The organism is Parabacteroides caeci, from assembly GCF_023656795.1.
GTDB lineage: Bacteria > Bacteroidota > Bacteroidia > Bacteroidales > Tannerellaceae > Parabacteroides > Parabacteroides segnis.
Genome location: NZ_JAMOKT010000028.1, coordinates 63,659 through 86,159, shown reverse-complemented (window position 1 = coordinate 86,159; position 22,501 = coordinate 63,659). Strand labels below are relative to the sequence as shown.

The following is a 22,501-nucleotide window of genomic DNA, read 5'->3' as shown; positions in this document are numbered from 1 at the left end:
TTGGTGCCCATCAGACCGGGAAGAAAGTTTCCACGAGCAAGGAAAGGAAGGCCCAATTGTAAAAACTATACTCTAACTAATTACAAAAGAGCACTATGAACCTTAAATTGATGACATTGAGTTTCAACTGACGGATAGATAATCTTTCCGGTTTTACCGGATTCCTCTGTGGGTTTCAACCCCTTTATCTGATATGTATAATGAAAGGGGATAAATCCCACAGAGGAAGAGGCTTTACCTCCTGTATTTAGAACCGTTGGTTGAAACCAACGGCAAAAGAGAGCCTGCGGCACGAGGCGAGCCTCATTAAAAGACACCGTAGATAGTTCAAATTTCTACAAACAAACCAAACAGGTGCAAAAGCGAACATCTATTAAACAATATGTTTTCAAATGTTAATCGTGACAAACGCAAGGTCAAAAGTAGGTACTTTTTTACCCCGGTTGTAAGCCATTTACGATGTAACACATTAATAATCAGCTATGACAAACTTTTTGCTGCCCCCTATAAAATAAAGAAATTAAGATTGTGTTTGCCAGCCTCCAATTTGATCACTTTATCTCCTTTGACATAGTCAGGTAAATAAAGCGTAGCCGTACTGTTTGCCGGAACAACCACTTCATAATTGATCTTCTTTCTGTTCCACTCCCATTTGGAGATGATCTGTCCGTAAGGAGAATCATGTTTTGCTTCGAAATACTTCAATTCCTTTACAAAATTCGGACGCAATATAATATGTTTGAAACCAGGCAGTTCCGGATCAGGGAAAATACCTCCCAGACCTTTATAGAACCATCCGCCTATCTCTCCGAACATCATATGATTATCCGAAATATCACGTTCAGCCTTCAAATCCCAGTTTTCCAATAAAGTCGTAGCCCCATTGACGATCCACCAGCCCCATGACGGATAAGTATCCTGTGCAGCTACCTTATAAGCTGTCTCCGGATATCCGTTTTCGCTCAATGCATTCAGGATTGCTTTTGCCCCCAATACACCGACATCCAGATGGAATCCGGCTTCTTCCACTTTCTTTGCCAGATTCTTTGCAACTTTAGCGATCATATCTTCCGGTACTATCTTCCATTGCAGAGGAACACTTAATTCCGTCTGGGAACCACCGGCATATATTCCGGTCTCCTTATTCAGATATTTATTATTGACGGCCTCTTTGATCTTTTCGGCTAATGCCGTATAATATGTATAATCATCCTGCTTGTTAAACAGCTTGGCGGCAGTCGCCAATATTTTAGTGTCGACATAAAAATAGACGGATGATGTAAACTCTTTATTGGAACGGGACTTAACCGGAACCCAGTCTCCACGTCCCCAGGATGTCAGATGATTCGGACTCGTACGATCCACATAATCGACATAACGCTTGATATTCTCATAACAATCAGCCAAAGGCTTGCTATCTCCATAAAACATATACAGGTTCCAGGGGATAATAGCTATTGTACTCGTCCAGTCCAGTCCGTTATCCGTACCATACCCCCAACCTCCGGTAGGTATAATATCGGGAAGTACCCCGTTTGGCTGTTGCTCATCCCGGTGGTCGGCCAGCCATTTTTCATATACGGTAATTCCATCGAAGTTATATAAAGCTGTTTCGATCGCAAAATGACCGTCACCCGTCCATCCGTTCTTTTCGCGTTGCGGACAATCGGTCGGATATCCCATCAGATTCGACAGATAAGCATTGTTGGTAGCCCACCACAGTTTATTTACCAGCTCACTCGATGTCTTGATCTCTCCGGAAGCAGGCACATCGCTGTGCATAAAGAAAGCGGTCAGGCTGTTCTGGTTTAATTCAATCGGTTTGTCACTGGTTACTTCCACATAACGGAAACCTTTATAATTAAACTTTGCCATAAACTCATCCTCGCCACCGCTAAGAACTAAAATATCGGTCTGGAAAGGATCTTTTTCCTTATCGCCCCTGTAATACACATCAATATTGGACATGTCAATGCATCCGTTATCAAAAAGCCGTTCTCCATGCATAATTCTGACTTCGGTACCTTCTTCGCCCGATACCTTGATATTGGTTACACCTGCCATATTCTGACCGAAATCAAAAACATATGTCTTGTCATTTATCTTATTGACCGACTTAGCCGGAATAGTCAGCACATTACGGATCGGACGAACCTGCTGTGCCACGACATTTTGAGAAGGAACGCCTCTGAGTCCGACGCCTCTCCACTTGGAATCATCGAAGTCCGGAGTATTCCAGCCTTTCTGTTCGAGCCGGGCATCATAATGTTCACCTGTATAAATACTATTGAATACCAATGCTCCTGAAGATGTTTTCCAGCTAAGGTCCGTCGGAATGGTCTCTACACTGCCGTCACTGTAAGTGATACGAAGATCCAGGCAGAAAGCCGGCCTGTTCCGCCAGGGAGCACGGTCAAAATCCCACACTGCTTTCGATTGATGGTTGTACCATCCGTTTCCAAGCAGGACTCCTATGGCATTGTCGCCATTCCGGAGTTGCCCGGTAACATCATAAGTGACATACAGGTTACGTCTGTCGAAACGGGTATACAACGGATCCAGACGGTGGTTACCGATCTTTTCACCATTGATATATAATTCATACAATCCGCCCACAGCAATATAGGCACGTGCCGATTTTATTTTTTTGCCTGTCGTGAATTTTTTTCGGAAATAAGGAGCCGGTTCATAATTGACATCCTGCCCGTCACCAATCCAGGATCCTTGCCAGTTCTTGATGTCCATCATCCCTGTTTCAAAGGAACTGACAGGCGAAAATACTTCTTTATATTCCAGATCGCCGCCTATCACCTTCCAGTAATACTTAGTAAAAGGTTCGAGTTGTTTACCCGCATAAGTGATCAACATATCTCCGGTGTTTATTTTTCCGGTATCCCATATATCAGCTTTTCCGTTAACAACTTTCATCGAGTCTTTATCCACCAGCACACGATATGAAGTCTGTTTCGCTCCTTGCCTACTGTCATCCATCCTCCATGAAAGACGAGGAGTCGGATTATCGACACCTATCGGGGTTTCAAGGTGATCACTCTGTAAGCCGGTCAAACGAACAGACTGCCCGCTAACGCCGGAATAACTAAAGAAAGTAGTAACAGTAATAAACAATATAAGCTTTTTCATCCGCTTGTTATTTTATAGTAAAATCATTTATATGAATTATCTTAGTCAAAACATTAGCCGTTTCAAAGCTCTATATTCTAAGAAAAATATTGGTTATAAAAATGATTTTTGATGTAATATATTTGATAGTATCTAAATGATACCTGTTTTTTTAAAAACTCAAAAGCCAGGCTTCCAAATCTTGTAACATCTCCTTATTGTATTTGAAATCTTTTCTACTGCCCCATCCATGTCCTCCGGAAGGATAGATAAAGAAAGAAGCCGGTACCTTATTTTCCTTTAATGCCAGATAATAAAGTGCACCGTTTTTAGTAGGAACCGCATCATCGTCGTCCGAAAAAGTGATGTAAGCTCTCGGGGTTTCTTTAGTTACCTGCTTTTCATTGGAATACAGATCTTCCAGTTCTTGGGAAGCATCCTTTCCCAATAGATTATCATGAGAGCCGAGATGTGTAAATGATTTGTCCATTGTGATCACAGGATAAAACAGCACCTGAAAAGCCGGTCGCACACTTGATTTTACATGTGTTGCCATAGTGGAAGCCAGATGTCCACCGGCCGAAGACCCCATGATCCCTATATCAGCCGGATTAATATTCCATTCTTTCGCCTTCTCTTTTACCAGCCGTAGTGCCTCTTCCGCATCTGAGAAGGGAACCTCTCTATTTCCTCTTGGCATCCGATATTTCAGAACAACATAAGCAATACCTAACTTATTAAAAAAGGGAGCCCAGTCATAACCTTCGTGATTATAAGCCAGTCCGGCATAAGCACCACCGGGACAAGCAATTATAGCACGTCCGGTAGCAATATCCTTCGGAGGCAGAAAAACACGTAACGAAGGTTTGTAGTTCTGAATATTATCATCGAAAGGAGTACGGTCTATACCATTGGTATTCGGAAGTCCGTTCTCCCATAAGTCAAGATTAAACTCTTTTTCGGTAACCTGAGCAGCAACAGGGTTGCAGATGACAAGAAATGCCCAAAGAATAAATAAAGATGTTATTGTTCTCATGATAAACTTAGATTTAATTATACTTATAATGTCTCTTTCCCTCAAAAAAACAAGAGCCCGGCTTCTTTTCTCAACAGAGCGTGAAACCGGGCCCTGCAACCGTCCGATTAAAAAAGTTTTATTTTCATTGACCGGTTGTGCAATCAATGACTAACTTGTTACCAGACGGTACAAATCTCAACACATAATCCGTATTATTGCCTTTGACTATACTACCTTTTTCACATGCTACATTATAATTGAATCCTCTGAACTCAGACTTTACGGACGATTTTTCAAAGTCTTTAAATGGCAGGCGGTCAAGTCTGTCCTGCGGAACCCTCAACTCAAGTGCCCAATCCAAACCACTTTCTGCTGCATTACATGAAATATCGATCTTGTCCTCGTTAAACGTGAAAATAAAATTATTCCCGTTCTTATCTTTAGACTCGACATTTAAAACACTCTTTGATGGTTCGCTGACTACGGGATCGGCCAAAACAAGTTCCGTCCCTTTTCCATTCTTATCCAGCTTCACAACCCGAAGTCCGATCTTATCGTCCGGCGTACTCCAATAGAATCTGTCGATTACCGGCAATGTATAATAGAAAAATTGTCCTCCCGTACCCGGAGTATCCAGATATTCAGACTTCATTTTTTCATCAAACAAATGAATATCCCGGAAACAGAAACCATCTTTTTCCCAATACAAATTAGAACGGTAGAAACGGCTGTTATACCAAACGGACTTGTTTCCTTCATTACGGACATCAGCTAAAGTTGTTATCGCAGTAGCCGGAGTTTTTGGGAATTGTTCCTTAAACCAGCGACCGGATTCTTCCAGTGTCTCTACCCGGATCTTTCCGGCTTTACTCAATGAGTCGAATAGAGGAAATTGCATGATCAGACCTTCTCCCATTCCCGACCAGGTAAATGAGTTTTCCTGACCAGCCTGTGCATAATTGAATGCCAGACAGGGTTCATCAACAATCGTTTTAAGGAAATATTCCACCCACTTTTTACTTTTTCCCCCTTCGGTATATACGGGTTCAAGTGTTATAACCCCCTGATGGTTAGAGCCTATTCCAGCATCATACTGGTACATCGGATCGCTACCTAACATACGGAATACAGGTACCGGGATCTGATATTCGTCTGTCTGAGCCGGCATATATGCATTCAGCTTACTGGGATAATAGGCTTGGTTCCAATACCCTCCCCACAATGTATAGCCATCAGTACCAACCTGATCCTTGCAGTTACAGGAAGCGACAATACCATATTTTTTATACATATACTCCAAAGTATGTGAATCAACATACCAGGAACCTACAGACTTAGGATATTTACCATAAATCTCCTTAAATTTCGCCATATAGACATCCACCAGTTTTTCCCTTTCTTCCAGAGTATATCCCGGAGTAAAAGCGATATTGGCGGTCGATACCCATGAATGTTCTCCGCGCCATTTCAATCCGGCAGCTTCCACATGAGACTGGGTAATTTCCCACCATGCACCAAGTTCGCATGTAGGACTGAGCTTGGTTTTCATCAACTTCTGATATTTCGGATTGATCAGGGCATCATACTGAAACAGGAATGTTGCAGGAAAGCCATACTGATTAACCAGGTCGATTTGTTTCTCCACCGTTTCAAACATCAGTGCATCCGAGTTTTCCAGACGATAGTCTGTCTGGCGGATAAAATTGACTATATTGATTATTCGCGGAGCGGTATTTTTCTTCTCCTCTTTTGCCTTACTTGCCTCAACACACCCTGTCGGAAGCAACAATACACTTAAAAGTATGAATATAAAAACTTTTGAGTTCATCTTTTTCTATTTAAATAGCACATAATGACACAAATTAAGGAACAAAAATGATAATAGCATGTTTGTTATTTGACAAATTTGTGTCATTTATGCGCTTTTTTAATCAATTACTTATACTCGAATTAATTATAATAAGGATTCTGTTCCAAAGTATAATTACTCTTTATAATTTCTGAGCGAGGAATTGGCAACCAATAATGCTGCGGAAGGAAATTACGTTCCAAAACAGTGATTTCAGTATATTTGAAATTACCATTTTCATCCTTTTCAATTTTTATGCCAATAGAATTCTTGTTTTCATACTCATCAGCAATTTTCCATCTTCTCAAATCGAAATAGCGTTGGTTCTCAAAACTTAATTCTATTCTGCGCTCATTACGAAGTTTTTCAAGTAGTTCTGTACCGGAGGCTGTTACCGGAGGCATTTCTACCCCTTCACGGGAACGAACTACATTGATAGCTTTACGGCATTCTTCTTCATTTCCCAAATAGTACTGAGCCTCAGCATAATTCAAATAGAATTCTGCCAGTCTGAAGAAAGTCCATGGAACAGTAGTTGCTTCCGATTCATTAATAACCTGATTTTCATCATGAAATTTATGCAAATAGTAACCAGTCTTCGAACAGTTCCAGCTTCCAATGGCTCCTTGTTCGCTATCTTGTCCGTTAGGAATAAATGTTTCAACCGCACGTCCTCTGAACATTGCACCATTATGAAGAACCGTTGCATAAAAACGAGGATCACGACCTTCATACGGATTTGCCGGATCATAACCGGAACCTGCTTCTGCCGGTTTTTTACCCGTTGCTTTCATTTCATAATCATCCACCAAATTCTGAATAGGACAGTTACCTCCCCAACCGCCGTAGCCATTAGGAGAATTAAACAAATTCACCCTGTTAGCATTCGCCTTCGTATAATAACGTCTGAAAATAACTTCGTCATTATCTTCCAGGAAAAGAGTTCTATAATCCGAAGCCAAGCTATATCCTGGCAGATCGATTACAGCTTTAGCCGCATCACGTGCCAATTCCCATTTTTTCAGATCATTAGAAGTATTTACCAAAGGGCTTGCAGCATACAATAACAGTCTTGATTTCAGTGCTTTGCAAGCATCTGCAGAGGCACGACCTTTATTTTCTCCTTCCATTTTTGCTGGTAAATGCTCAATAGCCTCATCCAGGTCTTTTAAGATAAAATCTACACATTCCTCATAAGTATTTCGTGTGATAGAATAATCCGTATCTTCCAATGTATACGCTTTCGTAATAATAGGAACACCGCCAAAACGCCATATCAGATTAGAATACACAAAAGCACGAATAAATTTCATCTCACCATATAGACGACTCTTTAATTCTTCCGTAACCTGAGCTTCTTCATATTTTGCAAAGAACGTGTTGATGTTGCGTAAATACTCATAAGCTGTATTCCAGTAATTAAAGTTTGAAAATCGACCGGAGTCAAAATTTTCAACATTATCCGGGTTCATTTCTCCCCTTGCTACAATATTAGAACTACCATCTCCATGACGAGTATATGATTCATCTGTAGCCGAGGAAGACATTGCTTCATCAAAACCGTTCGGATAAGCATTGTAACAAGCTGTCACATAAGCTGTGAGCAAAGCATCATCATTAAAAACAGCATCCTCTGTAAGTGAATCCAACGGTTTTTTATCCAAAAAATCGCTACAAGAACTAAAGCTTAACAGTGCGGAAACTGCCAAATATATTATCTTTTTCATCTTTTTCCCTTTTTAAAAAGTTAAGTTACATCCTATATTAAAGATTCTCATTTGAGGATAATAGCTGCCTTCTCCGCTTCCTTCCGGATCCACATATTTTATATGATCCAGAGTAAACAGGTTCTGTCCGCTCAAATAAACTCTACAGTTTGATATACGTAGTTTATTAAACCACAAATTAGGCAAGGTGTATCCTATTTCCAGGTTTTTCAAACGTACGAAAGAAGCATTTTGTGTCCAGAAACTACACGGATTTTCGACTCCATAATTGATAGTACCACCGGCACGGGGCATTGTTCCATCGATATTATCTTCTGTCCAACGATCTTCAGCTCTCCATTTATAGAAATTCGACGTTGCATCCATACGACTAATTACATCTTTTACAGCACGAGCTTGTCCCTGAAACAGTACACTAATATCAAAGTTTTTCCAATCAGCCGACAAGTTCAAGCCAAAGATAATCTCCGGGAAACCGGTCAAATTCTGACGAACACGGTCCAGTGAGGTTATTTTACCATCGCCATCAACATCTTCAAAAATCAAGTCACCAGGACGGGCCGCATCCAAATGAGGATAACTATCCAATGCTGCCTGATCTCTGAAAATTCCTATAGCACGATATTGCAGACCAGCTCCCATCGGACCACCTGTTTCATTCATATATTCATGTCCTTCACCCCATGGAGTTTCATCCATGAACAAAACTTTATTTCTGGCAAACATAAAGTTTCCACTTGCACGGAAGTTTACTTCACCGATCTTATTAAAATGGCTCAACTGTATTTCCATACCCTGGTTTTGAACCCGTCCGATATTTTCATTCGGCAAATCGATCAAACCTGTATACTTAGGAATAGAAGCATTGCGCTTTGCCAGAATATTAGAACGTTTTGTTTTGAAATATTCAACTTCAAAACCTAAAAGTCCATTCCAGAATGTTCCTTCAGTACCGATGTTCCAGGTATCAGCAACTTCCCATGTTACATTATTATTAGGGAAACCTTTCTGATATAAACCAACCATATCAGTTCCGCCAAACACGTAATTACGGCCCAGATTATATTTAAGCAAATACTGGAAAGGATCGATATTATCGTTACCTTGCTTACCGAATGATCCGCGTATCTTCAAATTATTGATCCAGTCGATATTATCTTTGATAAAGCTCTCTTCAGACATTCTCCAACCGGCAGACACACCCGGGAAAAAGCCCCAACGCTGTCCTGCCTGGAAAATATATGAACCATCATAACGGAAATTAAACTGAGCCATATACTTACCTGCAAAATCATAAGCGACACGTCCGAAATAACTGCGACGTGCGCTTTCTGAAGCATCACCGGAGTTATCATAATAATCTTTGTTGGATGTACCGGCAAACAACTGGTCGATAGCTGTAGACATAAAACTACCACGAGATGCCCAGAAATTATCCTTTCTATAGCTGTTTTGTTCAAAACCGAGGATAGCATCTATCCCGTGACTGCCAAATGTTTTCTTATACTTCAATTTGGCATTCAATGTCAGCGACCAATCAGCTAAATGCTCTTGTCTCAATGAGGTCTGCTGAACAAGTGTGTTCATGTGTTCCGTATAAGTATCGGTAGCCTCATCCCATGTATAAAAAGACCAGGGCGTCTGCCATTTTTTATGGTCTTTTCCTATACGGTCATAAGCCATATAAGCATCCGCTGCTAAACCATCCAACAACCACGATAAATTCCAGTCTGCAGTAATAGTTCCATTAAATACTGCCTTCTTATCATATTCATAACCAGTTTTATCTGTAGCCATCACGATTGGGTTACTATCCAAACCATTTGTCGGTAACCCATTCGGATACTGAGCTAAAACAGTAGGATAAGATCTGGTAATACGCCAGAATATATCACCGGCACTCATGCTGGGGAAATTTGCATCTTCCAAACGAGACGAGATATCCACCGACACTTTCAGGTCTTTAGTAATTTTAGCATCGATATTTGAACGTATATCATACTGTTCATACTTTGTCGATCCATTTTTAAAGATACCGTCCTGACTGGAATAACCACCACCTACATAATAACTAACAGCATCCGTACCTCCGGAAACAGATACATTATGTCTCTGTTGAAAAGCAGCTTTCTTTAGTACCTCATCTGCCCAATTTGTATTCGGATAATGTATCGGATCCAATCCGTTTCTGAATAATTCTATTTCATCAGCGGTATACCGGGGAACACGTCCGTCATATGATTCCAACTCGTTCGTCACTTCAGCAAAAGTAGCAGCATCTGCCAGATCCGGCACACGTGTCGGTTGCTGTAAACCGACATTGAAAGAATAGCTAATTGACGGTTTTCCTGTTTTACCTCTCTTGGTTGTTACCAGAATAACACCATTGGCAGAACGCGAACCATAGATAGCAGCAGAAGCATCTTTCAAAACAGTAATACTCTCAATATCATTTGGATTAAGTCTATCCAAAGAACCACGACCGGCAATACCGTCGATCAGGATCAACGGATCATTATTTCCGGTTGTACTCTTACCACGAATATTGATTGTTACTCCGTCAGCACCCGGTTCACCACTACCGTTAGTCACAATAAGGCCCGGCAAACGACCGGCTAAAGCCTGTCCTAAGTTCTGAGTCGGACTCTTGATAATATCATCACCCTTTGCAGTTGCGATAGATCCTGTTACGACACCTTTCTTCTGCGTACCATAACCCACAACTACAATTTCTTCCAAAGCCTGAGAATCTTCTTTCAATACGACCGCGAAAGTTTTCTTATTTCCGACTTTTATATCCTGAGTTATATATCCTATATATGAAACCTGAATTTTAGAACCAGCTGATACTGACAATGAAAATTTACCATCAATATCAGTCATAATTCCGTTTGTTGTACCTTCTTCAATTACATTGGCACCAATAATCGGATCGCCCAACTCATCAGTAACCGTACCGGTTATAGTCTGATTTTTCACCTGCTGAGCAGTCTTAGGTGTAATTAAGATATGGCTTCCCTGAATTGAATATGAACAACTGGCGTCTTTCAATATAGCATTTAAAACTTCATTCAACTGCGTATTATTATATGCCTTTTTAATACGTTCATTCGCATTTATTAATTGATCATTATAGTCTACTGAAAGATTTGTTTGCTTTTCGATCTCTACAAAAGCCTCTTTTAAGGTCATTTGTTTTGAGAGTGTAATTAATTGATTCTGAGCCTTTACTATAAAAGAACAGCACAAGAATAATGCAATGTAAATAGATTTATAAAAAGTATTTACCACACATCTTCGTGATTTGTTATATATTTTCATAACTTTGTATATTTAAGAATTAAATTGAATACTATCTTTTTGATTTAAGGGCATATATAACGCCCCAAAAATCGGGATGATTTTCGATTTCAGTCCGGGAAGAAGTGATTGGCCGTCAGCTTCCCGGATACCTTTTTTTCATGATATTGTTGTTTTTTTAGTTGTTACTGAATATATACATCATTGTCTACAATTTTATATTTAAAGTTAACTCCTATTCTTTTTAAAACATCCAATGCCTCTTCCAGCGATTCCCGGGCATGGAAGCGAACAGTAAATGTCATGCTTGCATATTTGGTATCATTGTAATTGATCTTTACCTTATATTGTCTTTCCAACGCACGGAAAATATTCGCTAACGTTTCCTGCTGGAAAATCAGATACCCTTTCGTCCAGGTGCTTAACCGGGAAGCATCCACATAGCTTTTAAGAAAAGAAGCATCTGCATGGTTATAGGTCAGTTGTTCGTTTGGGTGCAGAATGACAGAACCCGATGAACCTATTTTATCGTCAACCCTGACACAGCCTGATTCCAGGATGGTTGTGGTTTCACTTTCTTCCGGATAAGAATGCACATCAAAGACTGTTCCTAACGCTTCAACATTCAAATAATTCGTTTTTACGATAAAAGGTCTTTCCTTATCTTTAGTGACTGTAAAATGCCCCTCTCCACTTAGGAACAACGTTCGTGTTTTTCCGAATTTCTCGGGATAGATTAAAACTGAATTTGCATTTAACCATACAATAGAACCATCCGGTAAAATAACCTGCTTTCTTTCCCCATTCGGAACAAAACATTCTACCATATGTATATCAGATGATATGCCGGCATATTTATAATACCATGTAGTAGTGACAATCCCTAATAAGGGTAATATAATAATTGCAGCAATAACAGCCAATCGCCGGTAGAAAGAGTTATTTTCAGGATGAATACGCTTGTTCACCTTTTTCAACTCTGCGTAAGATGTAAAATCTATCGTCTCCGGTAATGAGTTCCATATATCTTCTAATACCTCTTCCTTCTCATCGGCCTGTTCTTCCCGGATAAACCAGGCGGCAAACCGATTACGTACCTCTTTGGGAAAATCATTTCCAAAAAAGCGGGAAAACAAAGTATGTAGATGTCGTTTCTCCATTCTATTTTTAGTCTTATATAATTAAGACAAACAGAAAAAGAAACACACACAGTCTAAAAGTGATTTTTTTTTAAATAAAAAAAGGTAATACTATTTTCAGGACTTTTCGCAAGTCTGCAAGGGCTTGAGTTATATGGTTTTCAACAGTTCTTTTGTTTATATTCAGTTTAAGGGAGATTTCTTCGTTCGAAAGGCCTTCTTTCCGGCTCATTTTAAAAATCTGTTTTCGCTGGGGAGGCATATTCTCTACAGCAATGTCCAGCAAAAGCCCCAGTTCTTCCGCTAAAATACGTTCTTCCATCAAATCATCTATCCAGACAGATTGTTGGTAATATCTCTCCAGGTGGTTCTCATGAATTGCATTTAGTTTGTAATAATTGTAAAGCTCATTACGGGCTATTCTAAACAAATAGGCTTTGAAAGAATCAGCCGATGCAGCCGATTTCCGATGGGTCCAGACCTTAATGAAAACCTCCTGGGCCAGATCCAACACCTCGTCTTCCTCTTTGATAAACCCGAAAAGAAATCGTTTTACCAAAGAATGATAAGACATAAAAAGCATATTGAATGCCTCGTGGTCTCCTTCTCCCAATGCTTCAAGATATTTTGCCTCTAACTCCTTCTCCATTCTTTCAATTGCTTACAATATTACTCCTGCAATTATTGCATCAAAAGTATATTATATTCGCTGAAAAAACAAATCAGTCAATTATTTAGAGCTAAAACAGATTCTTTCAATAGTTCAGCCATAGCTTGAAAGCACTGATCTTTTCACGGCTGACGATAATCTTATCTTTAAAAGGAGGAATAACTTTCACGACAACTTTACCCAGGAAATAAGATTCTATCTTTTGGATGGCCTGTACACTAACTATCGTTTGTCGGTTTGTCCGGAAGAAGCGGTCCGGGTCCAGCTGCTCGCACAACTTATCCAGAGACAAATCTATAATATGTTCTTTATTCTGATTAGTTACGGCAAAGGTTATTTTATTTTCAGAATAGAAATAAGCAATATCATCCACCTGCAACGTAAATAATTTGTCCTCCCCCGAAATAAGGAAACGGGTTCTGTATTTCTTCGCCGGATTGGTTATATTCTGAAGTATCTCCAGGATATCTCCTTGCTTATTAAACTCTTTATAGAATTTGGAAGTAAGCTTTTCATATTTCTCCAAAGCTTCGCCCAGCCGTTCCTTATCGATCGGTTTCAACAGGTAATCGATACTGTTCGCTTTAAAGGCACGGATCGCATATTCGTCGTAAGCCGTAGTAAATACGATCATGCTCTCCGGATTCGCCTGTTCGATAAAAGAAAAGGAAACGCCATCGGTCAGCTGGATATCCAGAAAGAGGATATCGGGATGAGGATTATCCTGATACCACTTTACGGCACCTTCCACATTACCCGGCAAGACCAGGATCTCCCATTCAGGGCGCAACTCCGTCAACATTTTGTTCAGCAAACGTGCCGCCGGGATTTCATCTTCTATGATAGCTGCTTTTATCTTATTCATTTAATAATGGGATTTTAACGGTAAAACATTTAGAATCATTCTCTATCGATATATCCTGATCGCTAACCAGTTTACAACGGGTAGATAAATTCTTCAGTCCGGTACCCGACTTGACTACATTCTGCTTGAGCCTTATTTCATTGCTTACCACTAATTTCTTTTTATCATCCGAAGTACTCAGATAAATCGTCATCGGGTTATCCGAATTGATTATATTGTGTTTAATCACATTTTCAGTCAGTAGCTGCAATGTGAAAGACGGTATTTTCTTTTCCAGCAAGGAAGGATCGATCCGGTTATCCACATGGATACAATCCCCCAGCCTCACTTGATGAAGGAAGATAAAAGATTTCAGGAAAGTCAGTTCCGAACGCAAAGTGACCTGCCCCTCCTGCTGGCTTTGCAGAATATAACGGTAAACGTCCGACAGACGCTGGGTGAACATAACTGCATTCTTTGGATTATATTCTATTTCCGAAATCAGCGTATTCAGGTTATTAAAAAGAAAATGGGGATTCAACTGATTCTGCAAAGCGATATACTGAGACTTTATCGCACTCTCTTCCAGCTTATTTGCTTTTTCATGGAGAACGATCAACTGCCTGTAGAAGTTAGCCACCATCGTAAGACAAACAATCACCATCTCAACCAGCCATACCACAAACATCATCCGGAAGCCGGCTCCCTTCAACACAAACGGCGAAGGTATCTCCAACAATACTTTTACAACAGAAGACAGCAGATAGTTTATCAAAAACAAAAGTCCCGCCATCAACAGGCAATTGATCAGTAACTGATTCTTCCTTTTCATCAGAACCTGATAGCTTTTCCGCTGCCATTCACTGATAAGGACAATACTGAACCCGATCACATTAAAAACAAATACAACCAACAGGAAAGCCCAGAAAGAAATCAACACGTTCTGGTGCTGCGGTGAAAGGTCCGAATAAAGCACCAGAAACAAATGTGAGAAACAGGCTAATCCCGAGAACAGGAAAAAATTGAAGAAATGGTTGTATTTGCTCTGCATTGTTTGTTGAATTTATCAGAAGCATAAACCGACACGGAAGCCGAGATCGTTCTGCCCGTTCATCGAATAGGTCAGCAAATCTGTCTGATTGGTGGCATAGCTGTAATACAGAGCCACATGGAAGCCAAAACGCTTATCCGGTACGGGATAAATATTCACTCCGACCTCCGGAGAGACATAGAAGCCCCAGGGATTTGAATAATAACGGACAGTCGTCATGTAACTGGAGTTCTCCGCATACATCGCTCCCAATTTCACTCCGACATACGGCTTCAGATAATCATTATGTCCGAGACGGTAGGAAGTGGAAAGACCGAAAGGAAGCTGGAAAGCCGACAATTGCTGGTCGGTAGTCAGCGATTGGGTCGGCGACAATTGCAATGTCTGGCGGTCCACATATTTATGATTGGTATGGAAACTCAGGAATGCTCCCAACGACCAGCGCGGCGTCACATAATAACCGGCTTCGAAATTCATACCCCAGCCACTGATCTTATCTGCAAAGTCGGTACTGATAGGTGCGTTCATCTGCCAGTCCACATTAAAATGAAGGTTATCTTCTACCTGTGCCTGTCCTTTCAAACAGAAAACGGACAGTATCATCAACAATATGAATTGTTTCTTAAAAATGTATCTTATCGTTTTCATAATCTTCCGGATTTATTATTTATCAGTATACAGTATATTAAGGTAAGGAGATTGTTCAAAGGCCTGTTCCACAGCACGAAGCGTCAGCTGCATGTCGATACGCGAATTGTTATAGACCAACCCCGAAGCATAAGCATGCCAGATAACCGGCAGATCGACTTTCTTGTTCTGATCGGCAGATTTAGCTGTCAGGTCAACCATTTCCGCAACAAACGTCCCGGTGTCATAACTGTAGGAAACCGGATAAGGATAATACCAGTCATTCCAGAACGGGCCCCAGAAACCGGCCCCCCACCAACCATAGCCGTAACCGTAACCCGGAGTTATGATCTGCGTAGTCTGCTGTGCATAGGACAGTTGCAAGCCGATATCGGCTTTTTCTTTATCATCCACACGGGTATATCCCCGATCGTCCATCTCGGCAACCACCTCGCTAATGATCTTTTGAGCATTCTCATCTTTCCAGTATTGGGCTTTCATACCGCCACCGGCGACCAGAATACTGTCAGGAAGATAATAAGAACTGAATTTGTTAAACTGAATACTGTTATCATAATTCGTATAAACAGCATAATCGCTGTCGAGCTTATTCAGATCGGGATCTTTTTCGCAAGAAGAGAATAAAGCCGTAACAGCCAAAGCAAATAAAAACAACTTCTTCATACGTCTTTAAATTTTAAGTAACAGAATTAATTCAATACACACAACGAATGTCAGCAAAAGACATCCGGCTTATTCATCGATCGTTCGTCCGCACTCATCAAAAGGAAATCTATCCGGCATCTCCGGAGCCACTTTTTCTCCTTCCGGAACCGGTTCATGTGTTATTTGATCCAAACGATAATCAGCACACGTAAACGATGCCAACAAAGCTAATAAAAAAGTATTTCCCATCTCTCTACAAATTTAATCATCTTACCATTAATTCTGAAACAAACTTATTATATATAGGTATAAGAGGCCGGGATTATTTTTCTGAAATGTAATCTGTATTTACTGAACTGTATTTTTTTGTTACTGAAATGAAACCGTTATTCCTGCCCGGGGTAACCGCATCAGGGTAATTACAAACTAACCCGCGGACACCGGAAACTAACCACCCCCTCCCTACTAATTAATTGAAAAGTCAGGACTCCTTATTACCAGGGTGTACAGGGTAGCCGGACAAGGTGTACAGGATAATTAACCAGGGTGTACAGCGTATCTGATTATCCTGTACAGGGTAATTATACTAAATAGGGTGTTAACAATTAGTTTGTTATAACCTTTAGCTTAATAAGTGCCTAAGATAACGATAGTTAATAGCAAGATGTATGATAATATAAACCGGTCTGGTCGACGATAAGAAGGATTCCGTATACTGGAAAAGCACTTCCGTCTACAAATTAAAAAGCACTTTCTATTGCAGGCTACCTTCGTGGCATAATCATAAAAACAAAAAGAGATGAACAAGAGAGAAGTTATTGCAGCAGTAGCAGAGAGGTCGGGAGTCAACCCGGAGGATTGCGCCAGGGTATTAGACTCATTTGAAGATGTTTTCACGGAAGAGATAACCGGAAGCAAATGGAAAAATGCCGTCTTTGAACAAATATACGACCTGCTGAGTCTTATCAAAGAAAAGAAAAACAATAAACAAGACGACCTTCAAGCCTTATTTCGCCATCGGATTTCCGAACATAGCAGGAGGGTACGAAGTACGCAACAGATATTTCAAGAATACCCACGATTGGACAAGCAGGACGGAAAGCATATAAAATACCATTCAGTAACTAACTGATAAAACGGTACTTTTTTATAAGTTTGCATGACAAAATAATAGAATAAATAATAATGTTTTATGAAGAATATAATATTAGAAACCAACAGATTACAATTGAGGGAAATGACATTTTCGGATATGAGAGCATTATCCTTGATATTACAAGATGAAAAAGTAATGTATGCTTATAATGGAGCTTTTAACGATAAGGAAACTATGGCATGGATGCAAAAACAACTTCAACGATATAAAGAATTCAACTTCGGTCTATGGGGCATATTTCTTAAAAATACCGATGAAATGATAGGACAATGCGGTATTACCATGCAGGAATACAAGGCAACACAAGTTCCCGAAATCGGCTACTTGCTGGCTCATAAATATTGGCACAACGGCTATGCTATTGAAGCCGCAACAGCATGTCGTGAATATGGATTCAATATACTGCATTTTAATGCGTTGTATTCCATTATAAGAAATACGAATATTGCATCCCAAAATGTTGCGCTTCGTAATGGAATGAGTCTAATTGATACCATTACCACACATTATCGTGGAGTAGATATGCCCCACATGGTATTTTGCGTAAAAAAAGATGAAACCAAATAAAAAGCAAATAATCATACGGGAAAATTCGTAAAGCGGGAAAACAACTACCGGGATATCTTCTTCGACGAATTTGTTGCCAAGATGGGAAGAATGTAACCCGTTGACGGATAAAGTTAAAATAAAATGCTATTTTTGTTAGGTTTAACGACAAGCTCTATTAATCATGAAAAGGCATTTATTCTTATATCTGTTATCCGTCTGTTCATCTGCAATCATTGCACAGAATACGATTTATGTATCTTCCGGAACGACCGGCATTCAAAAAGGAACTTCTGAATCTCCTTACGGGACAATTGAAGAAGCCCTGAAACAGGGACTTAATGCTACCGGCAACGATACGGTTCATATCCGCATCCAATCTGGTTTTTATCCATTGAACCAAACACTCCGGATAGATAAATCTCCTTCCGTACCGGTTGTTATCGAAGGAGAAGGGAAAGACAAGCCGGTAATCAGCGGGGCAATAACTCTCACTTCCTGGGAGAAAACTCCCGAAGGATGGTGGAAAACGCACGTCGATGAAGTTGCCCGTTACGGATTGAAGATCGAGCAACTGTATGTCAATGGAAACAGAGCTACCCGGGCCCGAACTCCCGACACCGGATGGTTCTTTGTGGAAAAAGCAGATGAGACCATTCATTATAAAGGAACGGGCCGTTCTCCGGAATATGCCACACAACGTATTCAGGCAAAGCCGGAAGATATGGCATCCCTCCAAGGTCTCTCCAAAGAAGAGTTGAACGAAGTAATGGTCATGTGCTATCATAAATGGGATAATACCCGTAAATATCTCTCCATGGCAATACCTGACTCCGGTTATTTTTTCCTGAACGGACAAGGAATGAAACCCTGGAACCCCATACAAAAAGGAAGCCGTTTCATCCTCGAAAACTACAAACAGGCCATGACGACCGAAGGGGAATGGTTTATGGAGCCTTCCGGCGACTTATATTATATTCCCCGTAAAGGAGAGATCATGGAAACAAGCATCGCCCATGCCCCGGTTTTAAACAGGCTACTCACAATAAAGGGAGAAAAAGGCTATCCGGTCAAAAACATCATATTCCGTAACCTCTCTTTTGAACATTCGGGATATGTCATGCCGAAGACCGGTAACAATCCGGCCCAGGCCGCTTCACCTGTCGATGCCGCAATCCATCTCGACTTTGCGGATAATATCCGTTTCGAAAACTGTGAAATCAAACATACAGGAAACTACGCTATATGGTTCAGAAAAGCCTGTACGAACTGTAATCTGGAACATTCTTATCTGACTGACCTGGGAGCCGGGGCTGTAAAGATCGGAGAATATGAAACTCCCGATCCGAACCTTCTCACCAAAAAGATTACAGTCGATAACAATATCATACAGAAAACCGGATTTGTTTTTCCATGCGGGGTCGGTGTCGCCATTTTCAATTCTTCCGACAACAAAGTTACCCATAACGAAATATCCGATTTATTGTATTCAGGAGTTTCCGTCGGCTGGGTCTGGGGCTATGGTAAAAGCTACGCCGTTAATAATGAGATCGCTTACAATAATATTCATCATATCGGTTGGGGAGAATTATCTGATATGGGAGCCGTTTACACATTGGGTATCTCTCCCGGAACCCGTATCCACAATAATGTAATCCATCATATTTATTCTTATGATTATGGCGGCTGGGGACTTTATACTGATGAGGGAAGTACCGGTGTCGTTATGGAAAACAATCTGGTATACGGTTGTAAAAGCGGAGGTTTCCATCAACATTACGGAGAAAAGAATAGCATACGAAATAATATTTTCGCCTTCAACCATCATCAGCAACTGCAATTTACACGGGTCGAAGAACATCAGTCGTTCAGCTTTACTTCCAACATCATACTGATGGATCACGGAGTATATCTTGCCGGTGCCTGGGACAAAGCAAAGATAGATATGGACTACAATTGCTATTGGGACCTGCGTAACAATATGCCTCCCAAGTTCCTGGATAACGACTGGAAAACCTGGAAAGGCATGAAAGACAAACATTCTATCATACAAGATCCTGCATTCAAAGATCCTTACCGCTTGGATTTCCATTTCAAGAATCAAAAAGCGATCCGGAAAATCAGATTCAAACCGTTCGATTACGAAAAAGCCGGTGTCTACGGAAGTGATGAATGGATACAAAAAGCCCGGTTACCGAAAGAACGGGAAGACGAATTCGACAAGATCGTACGGGAAAGGGAAAAGTCGGTATCGGCATTGTTTGAATAAACAAAGATTTATTTATATTTGCAGATATATTATCTATAAAAACACCTTAATTATGAAATTACAATTGATTCAACAGAAGATTTTTGAGATCAGAGGGTACAGAGTAATGATGGACTTTCATCTTGCAGAATTGTACGAAGTTGAAAACAGAGCATTAAAGCAAGCTGTCCGCCGAAATATGGACAGATTCCCTTCTGATTTTATGTTCCAACTAACAGAAAAAGAGACTAACGAACTGTTACACATAGGGGTATCACAATTTGTGATACCCCCCAATTACAATATTGGAGTAAGCTATCCTTTTGCATTTACCGAACAAGGAGTAGCTATGTTATCCAGTATTCTGAAAAGTAAAAAGGCTATTGAAATAAACATCGGTATCATGCGCGCTTTCGTTTTACTCAGAGAATTGACAACCGGTTACTCCGAAATCAAGAAACAACTGGACCAGTTCATGCTCGACACCAACCTGCAAATAGCCGACATTTATGATATACTGAACGAAATGGCATTAAAACAAAAACAGGCGGATAAACCACGCAACCCCATCGGATATGTCATCCCGAAAAAATAAAGTATTATCTTTGCAGCATGGGAAAAAATAAGTTAGCAAAGTTTGACGATATGGCGGGATATCCGCATGTTTTCCAGTATCCGTTTGCCGTTCTGCAAGAGAAAGGATTTGAATTGAAAGGACACTGGCATAAGGAGTTTTTCAAGAATGACAACCCGATCGTGCTCGAATTGGGTTGCGGTAAAGGTGAATATACGGTGGGACTGGCACGCCTGTTCCCCGACAAAAACTTTATCGGCGTAGATATCAAAGGAGCCCGTATGTGGACCGGGGCCAAGGATTCCTATGACTCGGGAATGACCAACGTAGCTTTCCTGCGTACCAGTATCGAACTGATCTCACATTTCTTTGCAGCCGGCGAAGTAGCCGAAATATGGCTTACCTTCCCTGACCCGCAAATGAAAAAAGTAAACAAACGACTGACTTCCACCCGTTTCATGAAGATGTACCGCGAAATACTGTCAGGTGATGGCATCATCCACCTCAAAACCGACAGTAACTTTATGTACACTTACACCTGTGAAATGGTAAAAGCCAACAACTATCCAGTCTTGTTCAGCAACAACGACCTGTATCATTCAGGTTTGGTAGACGATATTCTGTCTATCAAAACCTATTATGAACAGCAATGGCTCGACCGCGGACTGAACATCAAATACATCAAGTTTGTTTGTGAAGAAAGAGACGAACTGGTCGAACCGGACGTAGAGATCGAACTCGATCCTTACCGCAGTTTCAACCGAAGCAAGCGCAGCGCACTGGCTTCAGGCAAATAAGACAACCAATTATACAATCATATTATGGCTATATATCCTAAACTTATCATGGACGCACTTGCAAAAGTGCGCTATCCGGGTACAGGAAAAGACCTTGTCGAAATGGGCATGGTAGAAGACAACATACGGATCGAAGGTAATAAAGTGAGCTTCTCCCTCCTTTTCGAGAAACCCAACGATCCGTTTATCAAATCAGTCGTAAAGGCAGCCGAGACAGCTATCCTGACTTATGTCGGCGAAGATGTCGACATCAAAGGAAACATCGAAGTTCTGGCACGCCAGGCAGCACGCCCCGAACCGGACAAACTACTTCCGCAGGTAAAAAATATCATCGCCGTATCTTCCGGTAAAGGAGGCGTAGGTAAAAGTACGGTTGCCGCTAACCTGGCTGTAGCCCTGGCAGGACTCGGCTATAAGGTAGGTTTGCTGGATGCCGATATCTTTGGTCCTTCCCAGCCTAAGATGTTCAATGTAGAAGATGCCCGTCCCTATATGGAAGAGGTAGACGACCGCGAATTGATACAACCGGCAGAAAACTACGGAGTAAAGCTACTCTCAATCGGTTTCTTTGTAAACAAGGAAGATGCGGTTTTATGGCGCGGAGCTATGGCTAGCAATGCTTTGAAGCAGCTGATCGGCGATGCCAACTGGGGCGATCTCGACTATTTTCTGATCGACCTGCCACCGGGAACAAGCGACATCCATCTGACAATGGTACAGACACTGGCTATCACCGGTGCTATTGTTGTCAGTACCCCTCAGGAAGTTGCCTTAGCCGATGCCCGCAAAGGCATCAGCATGTTTACCGGAGAAAAGATCAATGTCCCCGTTTTAGGATTAGTTGAAAACATGGCCTGGTTCACCCCTGCCGAACTGCCTGAAAACAAATATTACCTGTTCGGAAAAGAAGGAGCCAAACGTCTGGCAGAAGAGCTGAATATCCCCCTGTTAGGACAAATCCCCATCGTACAGAGTATCTGCGAAGGAGGCGACAACGGAACACCTGTCGCTTTGAATCCCGACACGATCACCGGGGCAGCTTTCCGCGAACTGGCAGAGAATGTGGTCGAACAGATCAACTACCGCAATACAAACATGGCACCCACTCAACGGGTACACGTTAGTAAAAACTAAAAAAGAAAGAGCAGAGCCTCCCGTCGGAAACTCTG

The 22,501-nt window shown here is 41.1% G+C and carries 16 protein-coding genes and 3 pseudogenes; 7 read left to right on the top strand and 12 right to left on the bottom strand.

From position 1 onward, the window contains the following. Positions 1-504 precede the first annotated feature (504 nt). The 12 genes and pseudogenes from NBH15_RS15145 to NBH15_RS15090 form a co-directional block, all read right to left on the bottom strand. On the bottom strand, positions 505-3,141 hold the full coding sequence (locus tag NBH15_RS15145) for a glycoside hydrolase family 78 protein (protein ID WP_244050246.1): 2,637 nt from the start codon (positions 3,139-3,141) through the stop codon (positions 505-507). Positions 3,142-3,295: 154 nt separating this feature from the next. After that, a pseudogene (locus tag NBH15_RS15140) lies at positions 3,296-4,174 on the bottom strand (alpha/beta hydrolase); the annotation flags it as partial. Between the two features lie 106 nt (positions 4,175-4,280). Continuing rightward, positions 4,281-5,966, bottom strand: a complete 1,686-nt coding sequence (locus tag NBH15_RS15135) for a hypothetical protein (RefSeq protein WP_250822991.1) — start codon at positions 5,964-5,966, stop codon at positions 4,281-4,283. A gap of 122 nt (positions 5,967-6,088) precedes the next feature. Beyond that, positions 6,089-7,714, bottom strand: coding sequence for a RagB/SusD family nutrient uptake outer membrane protein (locus NBH15_RS15130; protein ID WP_128135141.1), 1,626 nt, complete (start codon positions 7,712-7,714; stop codon positions 6,089-6,091). A gap of 12 nt (positions 7,715-7,726) precedes the next feature. Further along, positions 7,727-10,906: a TonB-dependent receptor gene (locus NBH15_RS15125; RefSeq protein ID WP_250817705.1), complete on the bottom strand. Its 3,180-nt coding sequence runs from the start codon at positions 10,904-10,906 to the stop codon at positions 7,727-7,729. Positions 10,907-11,199: 293 nt separating this feature from the next. Continuing rightward, complete coding sequence (locus NBH15_RS15120) at positions 11,200-12,174, bottom strand: FecR family protein (RefSeq protein ID WP_250822990.1); 975 nt, start codon at positions 12,172-12,174, stop codon at positions 11,200-11,202. 70 nt (positions 12,175-12,244) lie between these two features. Beyond that, positions 12,245-12,802: an RNA polymerase sigma-70 factor gene (locus NBH15_RS15115; RefSeq protein ID WP_128135143.1), complete on the bottom strand. Its 558-nt coding sequence runs from the start codon at positions 12,800-12,802 to the stop codon at positions 12,245-12,247. 106 nt (positions 12,803-12,908) lie between these two features. Continuing rightward, positions 12,909-13,688, bottom strand: a complete 780-nt coding sequence (locus NBH15_RS15110) for a LytR/AlgR family response regulator transcription factor (protein WP_046145394.1) — start codon at positions 13,686-13,688, stop codon at positions 12,909-12,911. Next, positions 13,681-14,718, bottom strand: coding sequence for a sensor histidine kinase (locus tag NBH15_RS15105; protein ID WP_250822989.1), 1,038 nt, complete (start codon positions 14,716-14,718; stop codon positions 13,681-13,683). The genes NBH15_RS15110 and NBH15_RS15105 overlap by 8 nt, the downstream gene beginning before the upstream one ends. Positions 14,719-14,733: 15 nt before the next feature. Then, positions 14,734-15,366 (bottom strand): outer membrane beta-barrel protein, encoded by a 633-nt coding sequence (locus NBH15_RS15100; RefSeq protein WP_122328175.1) that lies wholly within the window; start codon positions 15,364-15,366, stop codon positions 14,734-14,736. A 15-nt stretch (positions 15,367-15,381) separates the two neighbouring features. After that, a complete protein-coding gene (locus NBH15_RS15095; RefSeq protein ID WP_250822988.1) occupies positions 15,382-16,029 on the bottom strand; it encodes a DUF4136 domain-containing protein in 648 nt (215 codons plus the stop codon). 69 nt (positions 16,030-16,098) lie between these two features. After that, positions 16,099-16,260, bottom strand: coding sequence for a hypothetical protein (locus NBH15_RS15090; RefSeq protein ID WP_007655063.1), 162 nt, complete (start codon positions 16,258-16,260; stop codon positions 16,099-16,101). Between the two features lie 550 nt (positions 16,261-16,810). Between NBH15_RS15090 and NBH15_RS29225 the strand changes: the two are divergent. From NBH15_RS29225 to NBH15_RS15060, 7 genes and pseudogenes are all read left to right on the top strand, one after another. Further along, a pseudogene (locus NBH15_RS29225) lies at positions 16,811-16,909 on the top strand (HU family DNA-binding protein); the annotation flags it as partial. A gap of 103 nt (positions 16,910-17,012) precedes the next feature. Next, positions 17,013-17,081, top strand: a pseudogene (locus tag NBH15_RS29605) (DUF8464 domain-containing protein); the annotation flags it as partial. Between the two features lie 122 nt (positions 17,082-17,203). Next, positions 17,204-17,734 carry a GNAT family N-acetyltransferase gene (locus NBH15_RS15080; RefSeq protein WP_199676382.1) on the top strand — a complete coding sequence of 177 codons (531 nt, stop codon included), beginning with the start codon at positions 17,204-17,206 and terminating at the stop codon, positions 17,732-17,734. 163 nt (positions 17,735-17,897) lie between these two features. Next, on the top strand, positions 17,898-19,982 hold the full coding sequence (locus NBH15_RS15075; protein WP_250822986.1) for a right-handed parallel beta-helix repeat-containing protein: 2,085 nt from the start codon (positions 17,898-17,900) through the stop codon (positions 19,980-19,982). A 52-nt stretch (positions 19,983-20,034) separates the two neighbouring features. Then, positions 20,035-20,556, top strand: coding sequence for an ORF6N domain-containing protein (locus NBH15_RS15070; RefSeq protein ID WP_250822985.1), 522 nt, complete (start codon positions 20,035-20,037; stop codon positions 20,554-20,556). A gap of 17 nt (positions 20,557-20,573) precedes the next feature. Further along, positions 20,574-21,332 (top strand): tRNA (guanosine(46)-N7)-methyltransferase TrmB, encoded by a 759-nt coding sequence (gene trmB / locus NBH15_RS15065; protein WP_046145407.1) that lies wholly within the window; start codon positions 20,574-20,576, stop codon positions 21,330-21,332. 24 nt (positions 21,333-21,356) lie between these two features. Continuing rightward, positions 21,357-22,466 (top strand): Mrp/NBP35 family ATP-binding protein, encoded by a 1,110-nt coding sequence (locus tag NBH15_RS15060; protein ID WP_250822984.1) that lies wholly within the window; start codon positions 21,357-21,359, stop codon positions 22,464-22,466. The last annotated feature ends 35 nt before the right edge of the window (positions 22,467-22,501 follow it).